20 protein-coding genes are annotated in these 20663 nt (G+C 66.9%); 16 read left to right on the forward strand and 4 right to left on the reverse strand.

From position 1 onward, the window contains the following. The first annotated feature begins 76 nt into the window (after positions 1-76). The 3 genes from LJ656_RS02300 (at position 77) to LJ656_RS02310 (ending at position 5388) form a co-directional block, all read left to right on the forward strand. Entirely contained in the window at positions 77-1747 is a 1671-nt protein-coding gene (locus tag LJ656_RS02300) for a 3-(methylthio)propionyl-CoA ligase (protein WP_230507646.1), read from the forward strand. 240 nt (positions 1748-1987) lie between these two features. Then, positions 1988-4072, forward strand: a complete 2085-nt coding sequence (locus tag LJ656_RS02305; RefSeq protein ID WP_230507647.1) for a 3-hydroxyacyl-CoA dehydrogenase NAD-binding domain-containing protein — start codon at positions 1988-1990, stop codon at positions 4070-4072. Between the two features lie 137 nt (positions 4073-4209). After that, a complete protein-coding gene (locus LJ656_RS02310; RefSeq protein ID WP_230507648.1) occupies positions 4210-5388 on the forward strand; it encodes an acetyl-CoA C-acyltransferase in 1179 nt (392 codons plus the stop codon). A 71-nt stretch (positions 5389-5459) separates the two neighbouring features. On the opposite strand, the gene LJ656_RS02315 is transcribed toward LJ656_RS02310, so the two are convergent. Further along, a complete protein-coding gene (locus LJ656_RS02315) occupies positions 5460-5966 on the reverse strand; it encodes an LEA/WHy family protein (protein ID WP_425605894.1) in 507 nt (168 codons plus the stop codon). 105 nt (positions 5967-6071) lie between these two features. Continuing rightward, the gene (locus LJ656_RS02320) at positions 6072-6461 is read right to left on the reverse strand and encodes a hypothetical protein (protein WP_230507649.1); all 390 of its coding nucleotides are present in this window, start codon (positions 6459-6461) and stop codon (positions 6072-6074) included. Between the two features lie 163 nt (positions 6462-6624). Here LJ656_RS02320 and LJ656_RS02325 point away from each other — a divergent pair, with 163 nt between their 5' ends. From LJ656_RS02325 to LJ656_RS02345, 5 genes are all read left to right on the forward strand, one after another. Further along, on the forward strand, positions 6625-8127 hold the full coding sequence (locus tag LJ656_RS02325) for an aminotransferase-like domain-containing protein (RefSeq protein ID WP_230507650.1): 1503 nt from the start codon (positions 6625-6627) through the stop codon (positions 8125-8127). A gap of 139 nt (positions 8128-8266) precedes the next feature. Continuing rightward, complete coding sequence (locus tag LJ656_RS02330; protein WP_230507651.1) at positions 8267-8755, forward strand: PaaI family thioesterase; 489 nt, start codon at positions 8267-8269, stop codon at positions 8753-8755. A gap of 98 nt (positions 8756-8853) precedes the next feature. Then, the gene (locus tag LJ656_RS02335) at positions 8854-9852 is read left to right on the forward strand and encodes an NADP-dependent oxidoreductase (protein ID WP_230507652.1); all 999 of its coding nucleotides are present in this window, start codon (positions 8854-8856) and stop codon (positions 9850-9852) included. 55 nt (positions 9853-9907) lie between these two features. After that, positions 9908-10798, forward strand: coding sequence for an SDR family oxidoreductase (locus LJ656_RS02340; protein ID WP_230507653.1), 891 nt, complete (start codon positions 9908-9910; stop codon positions 10796-10798). Between the two features lie 147 nt (positions 10799-10945). After that, complete coding sequence (locus LJ656_RS02345) at positions 10946-11905, forward strand: alpha/beta hydrolase (RefSeq protein WP_230507654.1); 960 nt, start codon at positions 10946-10948, stop codon at positions 11903-11905. A 31-nt stretch (positions 11906-11936) separates the two neighbouring features. Here the strand turns inward: LJ656_RS02345 and LJ656_RS02350 are convergent, their stop codons facing one another. Both LJ656_RS02350 and ygfZ read right to left on the reverse strand, forming a co-directional pair. Next, complete coding sequence (locus tag LJ656_RS02350) at positions 11937-12797, reverse strand: NRDE family protein (RefSeq protein ID WP_230507655.1); 861 nt, start codon at positions 12795-12797, stop codon at positions 11937-11939. Positions 12798-12921: 124 nt separating this feature from the next. Next, the gene (gene ygfZ / locus LJ656_RS02355; protein WP_230507656.1) at positions 12922-14019 is read right to left on the reverse strand and encodes a CAF17-like 4Fe-4S cluster assembly/insertion protein YgfZ; all 1098 of its coding nucleotides are present in this window, start codon (positions 14017-14019) and stop codon (positions 12922-12924) included. Positions 14020-14096: 77 nt separating this feature from the next. On the opposite strand from ygfZ, the gene mltG reads away from it, so the two are divergent. From mltG to LJ656_RS02390, 8 genes are all read left to right on the forward strand, one after another. Next, entirely contained in the window at positions 14097-15107 is a 1011-nt protein-coding gene (mltG, locus tag LJ656_RS02360; RefSeq protein WP_230507657.1) for an endolytic transglycosylase MltG, read from the forward strand. Further along, positions 15107-15727 carry a dTMP kinase gene (tmk, locus tag LJ656_RS02365; protein ID WP_230507658.1) on the forward strand — a complete coding sequence of 207 codons (621 nt, stop codon included), beginning with the start codon at positions 15107-15109 and terminating at the stop codon, positions 15725-15727. The genes mltG and tmk overlap by 1 nt, the downstream gene beginning before the upstream one ends. A gap of 94 nt (positions 15728-15821) precedes the next feature. After that, a complete protein-coding gene (locus tag LJ656_RS02370; RefSeq protein WP_230507659.1) occupies positions 15822-16862 on the forward strand; it encodes a DNA polymerase III subunit delta' in 1041 nt (346 codons plus the stop codon). Between the two features lie 68 nt (positions 16863-16930). Next, positions 16931-17722: a TatD family hydrolase gene (locus LJ656_RS02375; protein ID WP_230507660.1), complete on the forward strand. Its 792-nt coding sequence runs from the start codon at positions 16931-16933 to the stop codon at positions 17720-17722. A gap of 84 nt (positions 17723-17806) precedes the next feature. Beyond that, positions 17807-18529 carry an ankyrin repeat domain-containing protein gene (locus LJ656_RS02380; protein WP_425605895.1) on the forward strand — a complete coding sequence of 241 codons (723 nt, stop codon included), beginning with the start codon at positions 17807-17809 and terminating at the stop codon, positions 18527-18529. Positions 18530-18605: 76 nt separating this feature from the next. Beyond that, positions 18606-18731: a hypothetical protein gene (locus tag LJ656_RS34850; protein ID WP_268998463.1), complete on the forward strand. Its 126-nt coding sequence runs from the start codon at positions 18606-18608 to the stop codon at positions 18729-18731. Between the two features lie 24 nt (positions 18732-18755). Next, complete coding sequence (locus tag LJ656_RS02385; RefSeq protein WP_230507662.1) at positions 18756-19112, forward strand: Rap1a/Tai family immunity protein; 357 nt, start codon at positions 18756-18758, stop codon at positions 19110-19112. Positions 19113-19305: 193 nt separating this feature from the next. Next, positions 19306-20529: a mechanosensitive ion channel family protein gene (locus tag LJ656_RS02390; RefSeq protein WP_230507663.1), complete on the forward strand. Its 1224-nt coding sequence runs from the start codon at positions 19306-19308 to the stop codon at positions 20527-20529. Positions 20530-20663: the final 134 nt, after the last annotated feature.

Here is a 20663-nt window from a genome sequence, read left to right on the forward strand (position 1 = left end):
TGGCCGGCCGCGCGCGGCGTTCGAACCTTGCGCGGCGACCCGAACCGACACCGACAAGCCGAGGAGACCCCGCCTTATGACGACGCCGCTGCTGGGCCAGATGATGGACGTGCCGCTCACCGTGTCATCGCTGCTCGCGCATGCCGCGCGGCATTTCGGCAGCACCGAGATCGTGTCGCGGCGCATCGAAGGCGACCTGCATCGCTACACGTACCGCGATTGCGAAAAGCGCGCGAAGCAGCTCGCGCAGGCGCTGCTCGCGCTCGGCGTCGAGCCCGGCGAACGGGTCGCGACGCTCGCGTGGAACGGCTACCGGCATCTGGAGGCGTACTACGGCACGACCGGCTTCGGCGCGGTGTGCCACACGATCAACCCGCGGCTGTTCCCCGACCAGATCGCCTACATCGTCAATCACGCGGACGACGCGTACGTGCTGTTCGACACCACCTTTGCCGCGCTGGTCGACGTGCTCGCGCCGCAGTGTCCATGCGTGCGCGGCTGGATCGCGCTGTGCGACGAAGCGCACCGGCCGGCCACGCAAACGCCGCTGCTGTGCTACGAAACGCTGATGGACGGGCAGGACGGCAACTTCGAGTGGCCCGCGCTCGACGAGCGGCAGGCCTCGTATCTGTGCTACACGTCCGGCACGACCGGCAATCCGAAGGGCGCGCTGTATTCGCATCGCTCGACGGTGCTGCACGCGTTCGGCGCGTCGCTGCCCGATGCGATGAGTCTGTCCGCGCGCGACGCGGTGCTCCCGGTCGTGCCGATGTTCCATGTGAACGCGTGGGGCATTCCGCATGCGGCGCCGCTGACCGGCGCGAAGCTGGTGTTCCCCGGCAAGGACCTCGACGGCAAGTCGCTGTACGAGCTGATGGAGAGCGAGCGCGTCACCTATTCGGCCGGCGTGCCGACCGTCTGGCTCGGACTGCTCAATTATCTGCGCGAGGCCGGCGTGAAGTTTTCGACGCTGCAGCGCACGGTGATCGGTGGCTCCGCGTGTCCGCCGGCAATGCTGCGCACCTTCGAGGACGACTACGGCGTGCAGGTGATTCATGCATGGGGGATGACCGAGATGTCGCCGCTCGGCACCTTGTCGAAACTGACGTGGGAGCAGAGTCAACGGCCGCTCGACGAGCGCCGCAAGCTGCTCGAAAAGCAGGGGCATGCGCTGTATGGCGTCGATATGAAGATCGTCGGCGAAGACGGCCGCGAGTTGCCGTGGGACGGCGTCGCGTTCGGCGATCTGTACGTGCGCGGCCCATGGGTGATCGACCGCTATTTCCGCAAGGACGACTCGCCGCTGGTGGACGGCTGGTTCCCGACCGGCGACGTCGCGACGATCGACCCCGACAGCTTCCTGCACATCACCGACCGCTCGAAGGACGTGATCAAGTCGGGCGGCGAATGGATCAGCTCGATCGACGTCGAGAACGTCGCGATCGCGCATCCGGCGGTCGCGGAGGCCGCCTGTATCGCGTGCGCGCATCCGAAGTGGACCGAGCGGCCGCTGCTGGTGGTGGTCAGGCGCGCGGGGCACGAACTCACACGCGAACAACTGCTGGCGTTCTACGACGGCAAGGTCGCAAAGTGGTGGATTCCCGACGACGTCGTATTCGTCGACGAACTGCCGCACACCGCGACCGGCAAGCTGCAGAAACTGAAGCTGCGCGATCTGTTTCGCGACCACGTGCTGCCGTCCGCGCTCGAAGACAGCCGCAACTGTCCGCTCACGCCGGGCACCTGAGCCGCGCGAGAGCCAGATCAAACCTGGTCGCTGCCCGACGACCCTGCCGGCCGACCCCGCGGGACGACCCTGGGGGAAACCCCGCCCGGCAGTAAATTGAACGAGCGTGCTTTTTTGTGTATTCTGCCTGCTGAGCCCGGAAACGTCGCCCGAAAAGTCTGACAATGAGCAGACTCGATGAACCGGACAGGCGGCGCATCAGGCGCCGCCTCATTGCATGGATCGCATGGAGGCAGGCAGATGGCAGTGGACTACACAACTCACGACGGCGTGGCCGTCATCACGCTGAACAATCCTCCGGTCAACGGCCTCGGTCTGTCGACGCGAGCGGGTATCGTCGACGGGCTCGAGCGCGCGCAGAACGATCCGGCCGTCAAGGCGATCGTGCTGACCGGCGCGGGCAAAGCCTTCTCGGGCGGCGCGGACATCACCGAATTCAACACCCCGAAGGCCACCCAGGAGCCGACGCTCGGCACCGTCATTCGCGCCGTCGAAAACAGCCCGAAGCCGGTCGTCGCGGCGATTCACAGCGTCGCGATGGGCGGCGGTCTCGAACTCGCGCTCGGCGCGCATTACCGGATCGCCGCGCCCGGCGCGCAGATCGCGCTGCCCGAAGTGAAGCTCGGCATCCTGCCGGGCGCCGGTGGCACGCAACGGCTGCCGCGCGCGATCGGCCTCGAAGCGGCGCTCAACATGATCGTGTCGGGCGCGCCGGTGCCGTCGGAACAGCTCGCCGATTCGGGTCTGTTCGATGAAGTGGTGGAGGGTGATCTGGCGGAAGCCGCGCTCGCGTTCGCGCGCAAGGTCGGCGCGAAAACCGGCGCGCATCCGAAGGTCCGCGACCGCAAGATCGAGCATCCGAACGCGGCCGGCTTCATCCAGTTCGCGCGCAATACGGTGGCCGGCATCGCGAAGCAATTCCCGGCGCCGCACAAGTGCATCGACGCGGTCGAAGCGGGCGTGAAGAACGGTTTCGACAAGGGCCTCGCGTTGGAGCGCGAATGCTTCCTCGCGTTGGTGCAGACGCCGGAGAGCCGCGCGCTGCGTCATGCGTTCTTCGGCGAGCGCGCGGCCAGCAAGATCGCGGACGTGCCGGCCGATACCCCCGTGCGCGAGCTCAAGCAGGTCGGCGTGATCGGCGCGGGCACGATGGGCGGCGGGATCGCGATGAACTTCCTGAACGCCGGCATTCCGGTCACGCTGCTCGAGACGAAACAGGAAGCGCTCGATCGCGGCGTCGCGACGATTCGCAAGAACTACGAAGCAACCGTGAAGAAGGGCAAGCTCAAGCCCGAAGCGCTCGAACAGCGGATGGCGCTGCTCAAGCCGACGCTCTCCTATGACGACCTGAAAGACGCCGACCTGATCGTCGAGGCGGTGTTCGAGGAACTCGGCGTGAAGGAACAGGTGTTCCGCCGCCTCGATGAAGTTGCGAAGCCCGGCGCGATCCTCGCATCGAACACGTCGACGCTCGACGTCGACAAGATCGCCGCGTTCACCAGGCGTCCTCAGGACGTGGTCGGCATGCACTTCTTCAGCCCGGCCAACGTGATGAAGCTGCTCGAAGTGGTGCGCGGCAAAGAGACCGCCAAAGACGTGCTCGCGACCGTGATGAAGCTCGCGAAGAAGATTAAAAAGACCGCGGTGGTGTCGGGCGTGTGCGACGGCTTCATCGGCAACCGGATGATCGAGCAGTACGTGCGTCAGGCGCTCTTCATGCTTGAAGAGGGCGCGCTGCCCGCGCAGGTCGATCGCGCGATCGAGAAGTTCGGCTTCGCGATGGGGCCGTTCCGGATGAGCGATCTGGCCGGCAACGACATCGGCTGGGCGATCCGCAAGCGCCGCTATATCGAGCATCCGGAGATGCACTACTCGAAGATCGCCGACCGGCTGTGCGAGATGGGGCGCTTCGGCCAGAAGACCGGCGGCGGCTGGTACGACTACAAGGCGGGCGACCGCACCGCGTATCCGTCGAAGGTCGTCGACGAGATGATCGACGCGTTCTCGAAAGAGGCCAATACCGAGCGCCGCAAGATCAGCGACGAGGAGATCGTCGAGCGGCTGGTGTTCGCGCTCGTCAACGAAGGCGCGAAGATTCTCGAGGAAGGGATCGCGTCGAAGGCGTCGGATATCGACATGGTCTATCTGACCGGCTACGGCTTCCCGCTTCATCGCGGCGGCCCGATGCTGTACGCGGATACGGTCGGGCTCTACAACGTCGAACGCGCGATTCGCCGCTATGCGGCGCGGCCGAACGGCGATGCGTGGAAGCTCGCGCCGTCGATCGCGAAGCTCGCGGCCGAAGGGCGCGGTTTCAACGGCTGAGCGAGCCGGCAAGCGCGCGTGCAGTCGGACCGGGTCCCCGCACCGCGCGCATCTAAGGACTAAAGCGGCGCGGCTTCGCGCATACGCTGCAAAGGCAGCGAGCCGGCGCGCCGTTAACGATATTCGTGGAGATTTGCATGACTGACGCCGTAATCGTATCCACCGCCCGCACGGGTCTCGCCAAATCGTGGCGCGGCGGTTTCAACATGACGCACGGCGCGACGCTCGGCGGTCACGTGACACAGGCCGCGGTCGAGCGCGCGAAGCTCGATCCGGCGCGCATCGAGGACGTGATCATGGGCTGCGCGAATCCGGAAGGCGCGACCGGCGGCAATATCGCCCGTCAGATCGCGCTGCGCGCGGGGCTGCCGGTCAGCGTGCCGGGCATGACCGTGAACCGCTTCTGTTCGTCCGGACTGCAGACGATCGCGCTGGCCGCGCAACGCGTGATCGCCGGCGAAGGCGACGTGTACGTCGCGGGCGGGGTCGAGTCGATCTCGTGCGTGCAGAACGAGATGAACCGCCACATGATGACCGACGGCTGGCTCAACCAGCACAAGCCGGAAATCTACTGGTCGATGCTGCAAACGGCGGAGAACGTCGCGAAGCGCTACTCGATATCGAAGGAACGCCAGGACGAATACGGCGCGCGTTCGCAGCAGCGCGCGGCCGCCGCGCTCGAAGCCGGCAGGTTCAAGGACGAGATCGTGCCGCTGACGGTGCTCGCCGGCGTCGCCGACAAGGCGAGCGGGCGGTTGTTCACGAAGGAGGTGACGGTCAGCGGCGACGAAGGGATTCGCGCCGATACCACGCTCGAAGGCGTCGCGAAGATTCGCACCGCGCTGCCCGGCGGCGTGATCACCGCCGGCAATGCGAGCCAGTTCTCGGACGGCGCATCGGCGTGCGTGGTGATGAACGCGACCCAGGCCGAGCGCGAAGGCCTGCAGCCGCTCGGTATTTTCCGCGGCTTCGCGGTGGCCGGCTGCGAGCCGGACGAGATGGGCATCGGCCCGGTGTTCGCGGTGCCGAAGCTGCTGCAAAAGGCCGGCCTGAAGGTCGACGACATCGGTCTGTGGGAGCTGAACGAAGCGTTCGCGGTGCAGGTGCTGTATTGCGCGGACAAGCTCGGCATCCCGCACGACCGTCTGAACGTGAACGGCGGCGCGATCGCGGTTGGTCATCCGTACGGCGTGTCGGGCGCGCGGCTGGTCGGCCATGCGCTGATCGAAGGCAAGCGGCGCGGCGTCAAGTACGTCGTGGTGACGATGTGTATCGGCGGCGGGCAGGGCGCGGCGGGCCTGTTCGAGGTCGCGTGACGCGTTTTCGTGCCGTGGCGGCAGCCGGCGCAAGGTGGCGCAAGGTGGCACCAGCAGGCGCATGGTGACCGCTAGGGTGTTGCCGTGCCCGGCAGGCTGAGCGTGCCCTGATCGACGAAGCGGGTCGTGCCGCCGATACCGGCGCCGGCGAGTTTGCCGCGCAGCAGGTACGGCACCTGGCCGGACTGCGTCGCGCTGGCGAACGCGAAAGCCTGGCGGACCGCGGCGACGGCGGGGACGGTCAACGGCACGTTGACGACGGTTTCGCCGAAGCGCGGCACGGTACCGGCCTGATCGCTGACACCGGAGGCGAATGGCTTGCCGTTCAGCTCGAGATCGAGCGCGATGCCGGTAAAAGTCAGCGTGGTGTCGTTCGGATTCTGCACGCGCAGCTTCAGATTGAAGCGCATTTCGAAGCCCTCGCCGGGCAGCGGTTCGATGCCGGCGACGTTCACCCGTAATGGATCGCCGCCGAACATGCCGGCGCAACCGGCAAGCGTCAAGGCGGCGATGGCCATGACGAAAATGCGCAGCAGCGCGCAACGGGGCCTGCGAAGCAGCATGCGTAACGAGGACATGGCCGGCACCTGAAAGAAGGAAGCGGACAGTGAGCGAGGTGGTTACGCATTCTAACCGGCGCCGCGGCGGCGGTTTCGTGAGACGGCGCCGATGAACGCGGCGGCTCAGGCGAGCCGCCGCAACTGCCGGGCAACGAAGCTCGCGAGGCCCGGAAGCGCACCGCGAAGGAGCGCGCGCACAGCGCTCGTGCCGGACGATGCCGGCGCGATCCGCAGCGCGGCGCTGGCATGCGGCGCACGGATCGCCACGACGCCGTGCTGGCCGATCACGAACTGTTCGCCTTCGCGGACGGAGAACGACGTGACCGGCGCAGCGCTACCGAGCCATGCGAGCGAGTGGTCGCGAAAGCACAGTTCCAGCTCGCCTTCGACGGCCACGATAGCCGTGCCGGCACGCAGATCGACAAGTGTCGACTGGCCGCGGGCGACGCGTAACGCGCGAGGATCGGATGGGCACACGGCACAGTGCAAGCGAGTCACGATGGTTTCCTTCAATTCGTTTTCCTGCTGCACAGCTTATTGAGTTCGTCCACGTGAAAACAGCGACAGGCATCGACGATCTGAAGCGCTACAGCGAAGCATCCCGGTCGGCTGTATCGGTCGCCATCGTGCCGATCTGTATCTGTTCTCGCGCGCCGGTTGTGCGCACCATCGACGCATGAACGATTTGAGCTTCGAGCGGCGCGCCGCGCGCGCCGCCTCCTTATCGGACGGCCAGCCGCTGTACCGGCAACTGGCCGATCACTATCGCCGCGCGATCGGCAACGGCGCGCTGCGCGCGGGCGATCGCATGCCGTCGATGCGCGCATTCATGCAGCGCCACGGCGTCAGTCTCGCGACCGCGACCGAAAGCTATCGGGTGCTCGAACGCGCGGCGCTGATCGAAGCGCGGCCGCGTTCGGGCTACTTCGTGCGCATGCCGCCGGCGGCGCTGCCGGCCGCGCTCGAACCGGATCCGGCACAGTTGCCGGGCGAAGCGCAGTTCGTCGGGATTCACTCGGCGATTTCGACGCTCGTGTCGAAATTCCAGCGCTTCCCCGATGCGCTCAATCTCGGCGGCGCGACCGCGTGCCCCGAGCTCTATCCGACCGATGCTTTGCGACAGGCCGCGATGCGCGCGTTGCGGCGCGAGCCGACGCTGCTCACTTCAGCCGGCCCCGACCTCGGCGATCCGGCGTTGCGCGCGGTCATCGCGCGGCGCGCGCTCGACGGCGGCATCGAGATCGGCGCGGACGAAATCATCATGACGCACGGCGGCATCGAAGCGGTCAACCTCGCGCTGCGCGCGGTGACCCAGCCGGGCGACACGGTCGCGGTCGAATCGCCGTGTTTTTTCGGCTTGCTGCAGGTGCTCGAAAGCCTCGGACTGCGCGCGCTCGAAATCCCGGCGAGTCCGAGCACGGGTCTTGCGATCGATGCGCTGAGCTTTGCGCTGCAACACCATCGCGGCATCAAGGCCGTGGTCGTGGTGCCGAATCTGCAGAATCCGCTCGGCAGCGTGATGCCCGACGCGCACAAGGCGGCTCTCGTCGAGCTGTGCTCGCACGCCGGCGTGGCGCTGATCGAGGACGACCCGTATCGCGAACTGGTCGACGACGAGCCCGCGCCGAAATCGCTGAAGGCGTGGGATACGGACGGCACGGTGATTCATTGCACGTCGTTCAACAAGACGCTCGCGCCCGGTATGCGGATCGGCTGGATCAACGGCGGACGCTGGCATCCGCGCGTGCGGATGCTGAAGTTCGCGCAGTCGCGCCACAACCAACAGCTGTCGCAGGTCGTGCTGGCAGGTTTTCTGGAGACGGGCGCCTACGCGCGACATCTGCAGCGCTTGCGCGACAGCCTGCGATGTCAGCGCGAGCGCATGGCGCTGTCGATTGCCGCGGCGTTTCCCGAGGGCACGCGCTTTACGCCCCCGCGTGGCGGACTGTTTTTCTGGATCGAGTTGCCGCGCGGGTTGTCGTCGGCGGCATTGTTCGACGCGGCGCTGGATGACGGCATCCGCATCATGCCCGGGACCGTGTTTTCGAACACCGGGCGCTTCGATCATTTCATCCGGCTCAGTTGCCCGAGCACCGACCTCGACTTGCTCGACGACGCGGCGCGCCGCGTGGGGCGCCTCGCCAGACGGATGAGCGGGCATCGAGGGGCCGATGCATGACAGCGATAGCAGGTATCATTTTTGGCTGTGCGCTTCATGTCGCGACATGCGCCGCGACCTGCGCGGCGATATTCGCCGCGACACGTGCAACGAGCGACCGCGCGACCGACGTTGCCGCCCATCCATTCCGAACACCGCAATGACCGATCCAACTTCTCCCGCAAAAACAGTCCCCCCCGTGCTCCCCGAAAGCCCGTTCGTCGACCGTCTCGGCGCGCAGCTGCTGTCCGCCGCCGACGGCGTCAGCGAAGTGCTGCTGCCGTTGCAGCACGATCACATGAACACGTGGGACGTCGCGCACGGCGGCGTCACGATGACGCTCGCCGATATCGCGCTGGCGATGGCCGCGCGCAGTCTCGCCGGCGACGGCGTCGGTGTCGTCACCGTGGAGATGAAAGTCAACTTCATGCAGCCGGGCCGCGGCGAGTTGCGCGCGAGCGCCCGCGTGCTGCATCGCTCGACCACGATGGCCTATTGCGAAGGCGAGATTCGCGACAGCGAAGGCCACTTCGTCGCCAAGGCGCTCGGCACCTTCAAATACATGCGCCGCCTCGCGGTGGGCCGCGACGTCGCGCGCCAGCGTCTGCGTACCGACCCGGGCGCGAAGCCCGGTCCGAGCGACGGCTGAGCGTCCCTACCTCAAGACTTCAACGCCTCAACACCTCAAAAACACGCGCGCTTCGGCACCGAACCGCGGCGCCCGGATCAACCCAAGGAGACGACCCGATGAGCCAGATCAACCGCCAACTGCTGCTGGTTTCGCGTCCGCAGGGCGCGGTCACGCCCGATAACTTCAAGCTCGTCGAAACGCCGCTCGCGCCGCTGGCCGACGGCGAAGTGCGGGTGCGCAACCATTATTTGTCGCTCGATCCGTACATGCGCGGCCGCATGAACGACAGCAAGTCGTACGCGGCGCCGCAGCCGCTGAACGAAGTGATGATCGGCGGCACGGTCGGCGAAGTGGTCGAGTCGAAGAATCCGAAGTTCGCGGTCGGCGACAAGGTCGTCGCGATGTTCGGCTGGCAGGAGTACGGCACCTCGAACGGCGCGGGCATTCAGAAGGTCGACGACACGCACGTGCCGCTGTCCGCGTATCTCGGCCCGGTCGGCATGCCGGGCGTCACCGCGTGGTACGGGCTGAACCGCATCATCGCGCCGAAGACCGGCGAGACCGTGGTGGTCAGCGCGGCGAGCGGCGCGGTCGGCAGCGTGGTCGGTCAGCTCGCGAAGGCGGCCGGCGCGCGCGCGGTCGGTATCGCCGGCGGCGCGGACAAGTGCCGCTACGTAGTCGACACGCTCGGCTTCGACGCCTGCGTCGACTACAAGGCCGGCAACCTGTATCAGGACCTGAAGGCGGCGACGCCCGATGGCGTGGACGGCTGCTTCGAGAACGTCGGCGGCGAGGTGCTCGACGCGACGCTCGCGCGCATGAACGCGTTCGGGCGTATCGCGCTGTGCGGTTTTATTGCCGGCTACGACGGCCAGCCGCTGCCGCTGAAACATCCTGCGCTGATACTCACGCAGCGGCTGCTGGTGCAGGGCTTTATCGTCAGCGAACATATGGAAGTGTGGCCGGATGCGCTCAGGCAGCTCGGCACGCTGGTCGCGCAGCACAAGCTGCAGTATCGCGAGACCGTCGCGCAAGGGCTCGAGTCCGCGCCGCAGGCGTTCATGGGGCTGCTGAAGGGCAAGAACTTCGGCAAGCAGCTGGTCAAGCTGATCTGAGCGGCGCCTGGACTTCGCTACGACAACGGCACCGCCACTAAACCGGGATTGGGAAATGACGTTTGAATTTGCAGGCAAGGTGGCGGTGATCACCGGCGCGGGCAGCGGCTTCGGCCGCGCGTTCGCGCACAAGGGCGCGGCGCTCGGCATGAAGCTGGTGCTGGCCGATGTCGATGCCGCCGAACTCGCGCGCACCGTCGACGCGTTGCGCGCGGCCGGCGCCGACGCGATCGGCGTGCCGACCGATGTATCGAACGCCGCGCAGGTCGAGGTGCTCGCGCAGGCCGCGCTCGATGCGTTCGGCAAGGTGCATCTGCTGCTGAACAACGCGGGCGTCGGCACCGGCGGCCTGCTGTGGGAAAGCTCGGCGAACGACTGGTCGTGGGTGTTCGGCGTCAACGTGATGGGCGTCGCGCACGGCGTGCGGGTGTTCACGCCGATCATGCTCGCGCAGAACGAGCCCGCGCATATCGTCAACACGGCATCGGTCGCGGGGCTGCTGTCGCCGCCGGCGATGGGCATCTACAACGCGTCGAAGCACGCGGTGGTGTCGTTGACCGAGACGCTTTATCAGGACCTGAAGCTCGCGCAGGCGCACAGCGCGGAAGGCGCGCGGGTCGGCTGCTCGTTGCTGTGTCCGGCGTTCGTGCCGACCGGCATCGCCGACGCCGAGCGCGCGCGTCCGGCCGACCTGCGCAACGCGGGCCGGCCGACGCGTTCACAGATCGCCGCCGGCAAGCAGTTGCAGCGCGCGGTGCAGTCGGGGCGCCTGAGCGCCGACGACGTCGCGAACCTCACGTTCGACGCGATCGCCGCGCGGCGTTTCTATATCATCACGCATCCGGGCATCATGGCGACCGTGAAGCTGCGCCACGACGATATCGAGCAGCTGCGCGAGCCGTCCGATCCGATGTCGCTGAAGCCCGAAGTGAAGAGCGCGGATTAGTCGCCGGTTGTCGGGTCGTTGAAGCGGCATCGCGCGCGGCCCGGCCTTCGTTGTTGTCCAGAGCGGGGCGCTCGTGCGCGGCGCGGATTGCCACGCGTCGCGGGGCGCCTCCCGCCACACTTCTATCACGCGTCACACCTCTCACACATGCCGTTGAATCCGAAGATCGAGCAGGTGCTCGACATGATCGCGCGGGCCCGGCGCCCGCAGTATCACGAGATGAGCGCGCAAGCGGCGCGCGCGTCGTATGAAAAGAGCGCGCCGATCCTCGAGATCGCGAGCGCGCCGATGTTTTCTATCGAAGACCTGCGGGTTCCGACCCGCGACGGCGCGACGATCCGCGCGCGCCTTTACTGTCCGGTCGAGCCGAGTTGGGCGGAACCGCTGCCGGCCTTTCTCTACTACCACGGCGGCGGCTTCACGGTCGGCAGCGTCGACACGCATGACGCGTTGTGCCGGATGTTCGCTCGCGACGGCCGCTGCGCGGTGCTGTCGGTCGATTACCGGCTCGCGCCCGAGCACAAATTCCCGACCGCGGTGGAAGACTCATTCGATGCGCTCAGCTGGCTGCACGCGCACGCGGCCGAATTCGGCCTCGATGCGCAGCGCCTTGCGGTCGGCGGCGACAGCGCGGGCGGCACGCTGGCGACGGTCTGCGCGGTGCTCGCGCGCGACGCCGGTATCGCGCTCGCGCTGCAATTGCTGATCTATCCGGGCACCACCGGCCATCAGCAGACCGACTCGCATTCGCGGCTCGCGAACGGTTTTCTGCTGTCGGGCGACACGATCCAGTGGTTCTTCGAGCAATACCTGCGCGACAGCCGCGATCGCGACGACTGGCGTTTCGCGCCGCTCGACGGCGTCAGCGGCGCGCCCGATTTTCACGGCGTCGCACCGGCATGGATCGCGACCGCCGAATACGATCCGCTCAGCGACGAGGGCGACGCGTATGCGGACAAGCTGCGCGCTCTTGGCAATCGGGTCACGCTCAAGCGCTACCCGGGGATGATTCACGAGTTCTTCAAGATGGGCGGCTATGTGCCCGAGGTCGCGCAAGCGCACGCCGATGCCGCGGCGGCGTTGCGCGCGGCGTTTGGGACTGAGTGAGGGACCGAGTGAGGGACGCAGTGAGGCGGGTTTAAGCCACGCTGACCGGATCGCGCTCCACATTAAACGCAAAACTGCGCTCGAAATCCCCCGGCCGCACCACCCGGTGCGAGCCGTTATCGTCGCTGCGCTCGGCCACCGCGACGCCTAGCACGTCACCGAAAGCGGCGACCCGAAGCCCGGTCGTGCTGCGCGTACCGTAATCCGGCGACTCGATAAACGCCGCCGACAACACCCGTTCCCGTTCGAGCGGAATTCCGGTCGACGGCAACTCGTCGTCGCGCGCGAGCCGCGGATCGCGCATCAGATCGATCAGCCGTTCGAGCGGCGGCATCGGCTCGCGTGCGAGCAGCGCACCGAGTTCCGCGCGCTTTCTGACCAGCTTCGGCCACGCGGTATCGAGCACCGCGTTCGAAATCCCGTGCGTGCCCGCCGTGAGCAGTTCGGGCTCGCGCCGCTCGACGCCGCGATTGCAGTACCACGCGAGTTCGCGCCGGTTCCAGTCGCCGACCAGCAGATTGAAGCCGTTATAGATATCGCCGGTTTTGGCGACGTGCCGCAGATAGGCGAGCGGCGACGCGTGCGGCCGGCCGTCGGCATCGCGCGCGGCGCCGCTCAGCCAGTCGCTGACCAGCGTGCCGCGGGTCGGCGCGTCGGCGCGCATTTCGCTCGGCGCGCGGTAATTGGTCAGCGCGGCGAAGCGGCCGTCGCGCGTGAGCCCGAGCCACGTGCCGCCGCCGACCAGATCGCGGCCGGCCAGCACCGCCGGCGCGTCGCGCCACCAGCCGAGCGGCTCGGCGGTGCGGCGGAAGAATTCGTCGCGATTCGCGGCGAGCGTGAACAGCGGGCCGTCGACCGCGTCGGGTCGCCAGTCGAAAACGATCAGGCACATCGGGGCGCGTCTCCCGGTGAGAGCGTAGGCAACGGCGGCGCGAGCCGCCAAAAAAATCGGACGAGAACAAACCCGCCATTAAAAAACGGCGCATCGCTGCGCCGCTTCGGGTTGCGTCCGCCGTTCAGACTTCGGTCGGCAAACCGTAAGGCAGCGGCAGGAACCGCAGCGCCGGGCCGTCGGCCGCGCCCAGGTGCACGCTGCCCGATTCGAGCGCCGCGAGCTTGATCTCGACCAGCACATCGACGCCGCCGCCTTGCGCGGACGCCGCGTTGACGATCATCCCGCACGGCTGGCCCGGATCGTCCGAGTGGAACAGTTCCGCGCCCGGGCGCACCGTGTCCAGTTCGCCGGCCACGTTGGCGAGCGACGTGCGCCGCTTGATCGTGCCGCGATACTGGCTGCGCGCGACCACTTCCTGGCCCGGGTAGCAGCCCTTGCGGAAATTGACCGCGCCGAGCACGTCGTAGTTGACCATTTGCGGCACGAACTGCTCGACCACCGGCTGCGTGATGCGCGGCTCGCCCGCGCGAATGTCGAGCCAGTCCCACACGGCCGGCGACACGCGCTTGAGGGTGGCGTCGAGCGACGGCAGCAGCGCTTCGACCTGCGCCCTCGGTCCGATCCACAGATAGCGCAGCCGGTCGAGCGCATCGGGCACGCGGATCAGCGTGCCCGCCGCGCCGTCGAGCTGCACGTGCACGCCGTCGGGCAGCGCATCGAACACGCCGGACAGCGCGCGGCGCACGTCGCCCGCAAGGCCGACCACCGCGAGTTCGGCGCTGGCGTCAGCAAGCTTCGCCTTGGCGCGCAGCACGAACATCGACAGGCGTTTTTGCACGGCCGCCTGCACGTCCTTCGACACCAGCAGACGGATCGTGTCGCCGCTGCGCCAGCTGAGGAACGACGCGAGCAGGCGCCCCTTCGCCGAGCAGTAACCGGCGAGCCGCGCATTGGCGGCGTCCAGATGCTGGACGTCGTTGGTCAGCTGGCCGTGCAGGAAGCTGGCCGCGTCGTCGCCATGCACGTCGATCACGCCGAACTGCGGCAGCGGCATGTAGGCGCCGTGCTGGAGCACCGCGTCGAACTGGTCGGCCGACGGACGAGGCAGCACCGGCAGCGCGCTCGGTGCGGCCGCTGCGGCCGCTGCAGCAGCGGTGGAGGCGGGGCTGGAAGGGGGGGCTGATGCGTTAGCGGAGGCGTTGCCGAGCGGTGTATTCATGGATTCCGGGAACAGTCAATTCTGACTTTGGCTAAGGCAAACAGTTATTATATTCAGTCCAACCCCGTCACGTTTCCATGTCCCTTCTGAAGAAATGCTTCGCCGCCGGCGCCGTCGTAGTCGTGCTGGCCGCGGCGGCTATCGCCGCCGGATCTTACTGGGCCACCCGCCCGCTCGAATTGACCCCGGCGCAACTGGACGTCACCGTCAAACCGCACAGCAGCCTGCGCAGCGTCGCGCTGCAACTGAATCGCGGCGGCGTGCCGGTCGAGCCCGAGCTGTTCATCCTGATGACGCGGCTGCTCGGGCTGCAAAGCGAACTGAAATCCGGCAACTACGAATTCAAAAGCGGCATCACGCCGTACGACGTGCTGCAGAAGATCGCGCGCGGCGACGTCAACGAGTATGTCGCGACGATCATCGAAGGCTGGACCTTCAAGCGCATGCGCGCGGAGCTGGACGCGAATCCGGCGCTCAAGCACGACTCGGCGGGTCTGTCCGACGCGGATCTGATGATCGCGATCGGTGCGCCGGAAGCGTCGATCGGCAACGGCGAAGGGCTGTTCTTCCCGGACACCTATCTGTTCGATAAAAACACCAGCGACCTCGACATCTACCGCCGCGCGTACCGTCTGATGCGCGTGCGGCTCGATGAAGCGTGGCTCGCGCGCGCGCCGAACCTGCCGTACAAGAGCCCGTACGAAGCGCTGACGATGGCCTCGATCATCGAAAAGGAAACCGGCAAACCGTCCGACCGGCCGCTCGTCGCCGCGGTGTTCGCGAACCGTCTGCGCGCGGGCATGCCGCTGCAGACCGATCCGACCGTGATCTACGGGATGGGCGAGAGCTACGCCGGGCATATCCGCAAGAAGGATCTGCAGACCGACACTCCTTACAATACGTACACCCGCATGGGCCTGCCGCCCACGCCGATCGCGCTGCCGGGCGTCGCGTCGCTGCAGGCGGCGCTCAATCCGGCGCCGAGCACCGCGCTGTATTTCGTCTCGCGCGGCGACGGCAGCAGCATCTTTTCTGACACCCTCGGCGAGCACAACAAGGCCGTGGACAAATACATTCGAGGGCAATAATGGCGCGCGGCAAATTCATCACGTTTGAAGGCATCGACGGCGCGGGCAAGACCACCCATCTTGGCTGGTTTCGCGAACGGCTCGAAGCGAAGCTCGCGGCCACCGGCCGGACCGTCGTGATGACGCGCGAACCGGGCGGCACGCCGCTCGGCGAGCAGATTCGCGAGATCGTGCTGCATCAGAAGATGGACCTCGAAACCGAAGCGCTGCTGATGTTCGCGGTGCGCCGCCAGCACCTGGCCGAGGTGATCGAGCCGGCACTGGCACGCGGCGACTGGGTGTTGTCCGATCGCTTCACCGACGCGACCTTCGCGTATCAGGGCGGCGGCCGCGGCCTGCCGCGCGACAAGCTGGAGACGCTGGAGCGCTGGGTGCAGGGCGGTTTTCAGCCGGACCTGACGGTGCTGTTCGATCTGCCGCCCGCGGTGGCCAACGAACGGCGCAGCGCGGCGCGCGATCCGGATCGCTTCGAGCGCGAATCGGCCGCCTTTTTCGAGCGCACGCGCGCCGAATACATGCGCCGCGCCGAGGAAGCGCCATACCGGTTCGCTATCATCGACTCTTCGCAAAGCATCGCGCGTATTCAGAAGCAGCTTGAAGAACTGATTGCAACTATTTGATTTTCAAGCAATATAATTGAAATTTATACGAGCTTGTAAAGCTCGGGCGAAGTCTGAAGTAGCGTATTCAACCCATTGATTGCAAAGACCAACGATGATCTACCCGTGGCAAGCCGATGACTGGAACCGCCTGCAGCAGCTGCGTGCTCACTGGCCGCATGCGCTGCTGCTGCACGGCCAGGCCGGGATCGGCAAGCTGCGCTTCGCGCAGCACCTCGCGCAGGGTCTGCTGTGCGAGGCGCCGCAGCCCAACGGCGAGCCGTGCGGCACCTGCGTCGCCTGCAACTGGTTCGCGCAGGGCAATCATCCCGACTACCGGATCGTCGTGCCCGAGGCGCTCGCGGCCGAGGCGGGTCCGGTCGCCGGGTCGGCCGCCGACGAGAAAGCCGACAAGGCCGATGGCGACGAGGGCAAGAAGACCCGTGCCCCCAGCAAGGAAATCAAGATCGAGCAGGTGCGCGGTCTACTCGACTTCGTCGGCGTCGGCTCGCATCGCGGCGGCGCGCGCGTGGTCGTGCTGTATCCGGCCGAGGGGCTGAACGTCGCGGCCGCCAATGCGCTGCTGAAGACGCTCGAGGAGCCGCCCGCCGGGGTGGTGTTCCTGATGGTGTCGGCACGGATCGACCGGCTGCTGCCGACCATCATCAGCCGCTGCCGCCAGTGGCCGATGAGCGTGCCGGCGCCGCAGGCGGCCACCCAGTGGCTCGCCGCGCAGGGCATCGACGACGCGCCGGCGCTGCTGGCCGAAGCGGGCGGCGCGCCGCTCGCGGCGCTCGCGCTCGCCAGCGACGAAAACCGCACGCTGCGCGACTGGACCCTGAAGCAGCTCGCGGCCGGCGCGCAGTGCGACGCGTTCGCCTGCGGCGAGGCGCTGCAGAAGCTGCCGGTGCCGCTGGTGCTCGGCTGGTTGCAGCGCTGGATGTACGATCTGCTCGCGCAGCGCACCGCCGGCGCGCCGCGCTATTTTCCGCAGGCGCACAAAGCGCTCGAACGCTGTGCGGCGCAGGCCGACGCCAACGCGTTCGCGCGCTTTCTGCGCAGCGTGACGCGCCAGCGCGCGGTCGAGAATCACCCTTTGAATGCGCGTCTCGTGTTCGAGGAACTGTTTATCGGCTATCGCACACTGTTCGCGTGAGCCTTCATGTGAGCCTGTCATTGCCGCGTCTGTCACGCGCCAGCCCTTATTTTTCGCAGGACCTGATCATGTTTGTCGATTCCCACTGCCATATCAATTTCGAAGGACTCGCGGACCGTCTGCCGCAAGTGCTCGAGAACATGCGCAGCCTGTCGGTCACGCACGCGCTGTGCGTGTCGGTCGATCTCGAAACGCTGCCGTCGGTGCTGGACGTCGCCAGCCGCTGCGAGAACGTCTATGCGTCGGTCGGCGTGCACCCCGACCACGAGCATATGCGCGAGCCGAGCGTCGCCGAACTGGTCGAACTGGCGCAGCATCCGAAGGTGGTCGCGATCGGCGAAACCGGCCTCGATTACTACCGTCTCGAAGGCCGCACGATCGCCGACATGGAGTGGCAGCGCGAACGCTTTCGCACCCACATCCGCGCCGCGCACGCGACCGGCAAGCCGTTGATCGTTCATACGCGCTCGGCCTCGGAAGACACGCTGCGGATCATGGCCGAGGAACGCGCCGGCGAGCCGGGCGGGGTGATGCACTGCTTTACCGAGCCGTGGGCGATCGCCGAACAGGCGCTCGCGCAGAACTTCTACATCTCGCTGTCGGGCATCGTCACGTTCAAGAGCGCGACCGACGTGCAGGATGTCGCGCGCCGCGTGCCGCTCGAACGTCTGCTGATCGAAACCGACTCGCCGTATCTCGCGCCGGTGCCGTATCGTGGCAAGCCGAATGAACCTGCGTACGTCAGTTATGTCGGACGCTTCATCGCAAAGCAACGCGAGATGCCGGACGAGGCGCTGGCCGCCGCGACCACGCAGAACTTTTTCAGGCTGTTCAAGATTCCGGCGCCGGCCACGGCCTGAACGGCGAACGCCCATAAAGAACCGGGCGTTGCAACTGAAAATCCAGCAACATCAAATGGATAGGGAAGTTTCCTAAAGCACTATATGAAAAATATTTCGACGTCGTCCGCTGCTTTCCAACCGATCTGCGCCATGACGGCCGCCCGAGCGTTCGCGCCCGCGCGACGCCTCGCCTGTGCCGCCGCGCTGGCCTGCGCCGCGCTGGTCGCGGTGCCCGCGCACGCGGCGCCGATCGACTCGCTGATCAAGTCGGTCAAGTTCGACGACGTCGACGGCGTCAACAAGCTGCTCGCGAAGGGCATGGACCCGAACAGCGTCGACCAGCAGGGCAATCCGCTGCTGGTGCTGGCCGCGCGCGAGAAATCGGAGAAGGTCACCGCCGCGCTGCTGAAAAATCCGAAGACCGATATCGAGGCGCAGGACAAGGCCGGCGAAAACGCGCTGATGATGGCGTCGCTGGCCGGCGACCTGAACATCGTCAATCAGCTGCTCGCGAAGGACGCCGAAGTCAACAAGAAGGGCTGGGCGCCGCTGCACTACGCGGCCGCGAACGGCCATGACGACATCGTCAAGGTGCTGCTCGATCATTCGGCCTACGTCGACGCCGGTTCGCCGAACGGCACCACGCCGCTGATGATGGCCGCGCGCGGCGGCCACATTTCGACGGTCAAGCTGCTGCTCGATAACGGCGCGGACCTGAACGTGAAAAACCAGATCGGCATGACCGCGCTCGATTTCGCGAAGACCTACAAGGAGCCGGACGTCGTCGAAGGCCTGACCGCTCGCATGCAGCAGAGCCAGAAGTAATCGCACGCGCGGCGGCATGCCGCTGAACGAGCCGGCCCGGTGACGGCGCTGTCGCGCGCGGCCCTGCCGATGCTCGATGGATTTGTTCGATTTGTCTGACATCGATAAGGCCTGGCTGCTGCCGTCGCGTAAAACAGTGCAGAATGACGACTTTGGCGCGCCCTTTGGCGCGCCGTCCGGATGCGGCGAAAAGACCGCGTGATAAACAAACCTGGAAAGGAACACCATGCTGCGGGCTTTGATTTTCGCCGGCGCGCTCGCCTTGCCGCTATCGGCGGCCGCGTTTACGGGAGGCGACCTCAACAAGCTGTGCACGAAGACGGACGTGGCTTCACGCTCCGCCTGCGCGGCCTATATCGAAGGCGCGGCCGACGGTATCTTCAACACGATCGATGCAATCGGCGGCACCACCGGCCCGCGGGTCGGCCAGTATTTCTGCCTGCCGGCGGATGCGCGTTCCGCGCAGTTGACCGACGCGGTGCGCAAGTACATCGCCGACAACCCGAACGCCGCGGGCTACAACGCCAGCACCGCGATCTCGCTGGGTCTGGGCAAGGCGTTTCCATGCAAGAGCGGCAGCTGATCGACGCCGCTTGCCGCGCCGGCCCGCGATACGCGTAGTAGCGGCCCGGCGCAATACTTGCGGCGCGCGCAGCGCACGACGCGCGCGCCGGGTGCTGCGGGTCCCGTCCACCGCGCAGGTGTGACGGACTCCACCAAGGTTCGTCGTCCCACCGGCGCGCCGCCGCTCTTCGAGCCCGGAGGAAGATGCCGTAATGCCCACTTTCTACGACTTCACCAAGGTGGCCGCCGCGCCGCTGCACTCGTGGCTCGGCGTGCTGATCGTGACCGCGCTCATGACGATCGCGACGATCGGCGTGCATCGCTTCGGCGCGCGCGTGGTCAAGCGCATTGCCGAACCGCACGCGCTCACCAGCGTCGTGCTGCGCTACATCGACAAACCTTCTCTGTTTGCGCTCGTGATCCTGATGCTCGCGTGGATCTGGTCCGAGGCGCCCAATACCCTCAATTTCATCGAACCGGTACGCGACATCACCGGCATCGCGCTGATCGCCGCGCTCACGTGGCTGTCGGTGCGCTCGGCCGCGGCGATCGGCGAAGCGATCATCCGCGCGCATCCGCTCGATAGCGCCGATAACCTGCAGGCGCGCCGCATTCATACGCAGGCGCGGGTGCTCGCGCGCTCGGTGATGATCGTGATCGTGATCGTCGGTGTGGGCGGCGCGCTGATGACCTTGCCGAACGTCCGGCAGATCGGCGCGAGTCTGCTGGCCTCTGCCGGTGTGGCCGGTCTGGTTGCCGGTATCGCCGCGCGGCCGGTGCTCGGCAATCTGATCGCCGGTTTGCAGATCGCGCTGTCGCAGCCGCTGCGGCTCGACGACGTGGTGGTGATCCAGAACGAGTGGGGGCGCATCGAGGAAATCACCGGCACCTACGTGTCCGTGCGGCTGTGGGATCAGCGCCGGCTGATCGTGCCGCTGCAATGGTTTATCGAAAACCCGTTCACCAACTGGACCCGCAGCAGTTCGCAGATCATCGGCACGGTGTTCCTGTTCGTCGATTACCGGATGCCGCTCGCGCCGCTGCGCGAGGAGCTCGCGCGGATCGTCGAAAACGCGCCGGAGTGGGACCGGCGCGTGCAGGTGTTGCAGGTGTTCGACTGCACCGAACGCGCGATGCAGCTGCGCGCGCTGGTCAGCGCGCCCGATTCCGGTCTCGCGTGGGATCTGCGTTGCCGGGTGCGGGAAGGGCTGGTCGAGTTTATTCAACGGCACTATCCGGAATGTCTGCCGCGCGGTCGCGCCGAGGTGTCGGGGGAACTGGAGCCCGGCAGCGGGTCGCCGGTCGACTGGCTGCCGCGCAGCATGCAGGCGCCGGCCGGCAGCACCGCCGCGCATACCGAAGCCGATCCGGTCGCCACGCGGATCGGCCGGCCGGAGGTGGCCGAGGCTGCGCGCAACGCGAAGGAGCGGGCTTAGGGGGCTTGGGGCTCCCATCGGCTCGAAGCCCGGCTCGAATCCCGGCTCGGGTATGCCGCTTGCTACCTTGCGGGGCGCGATCGCACCGCGGTAAGCGGTGCATCGCCTTGGCCGGCGCAGCGCAAGGTCCCTCC

It is taken from the genome of Paraburkholderia sejongensis (assembly GCF_020880815.1).
GTDB lineage: Bacteria > Pseudomonadota > Gammaproteobacteria > Burkholderiales > Burkholderiaceae > Paraburkholderia > Paraburkholderia sejongensis.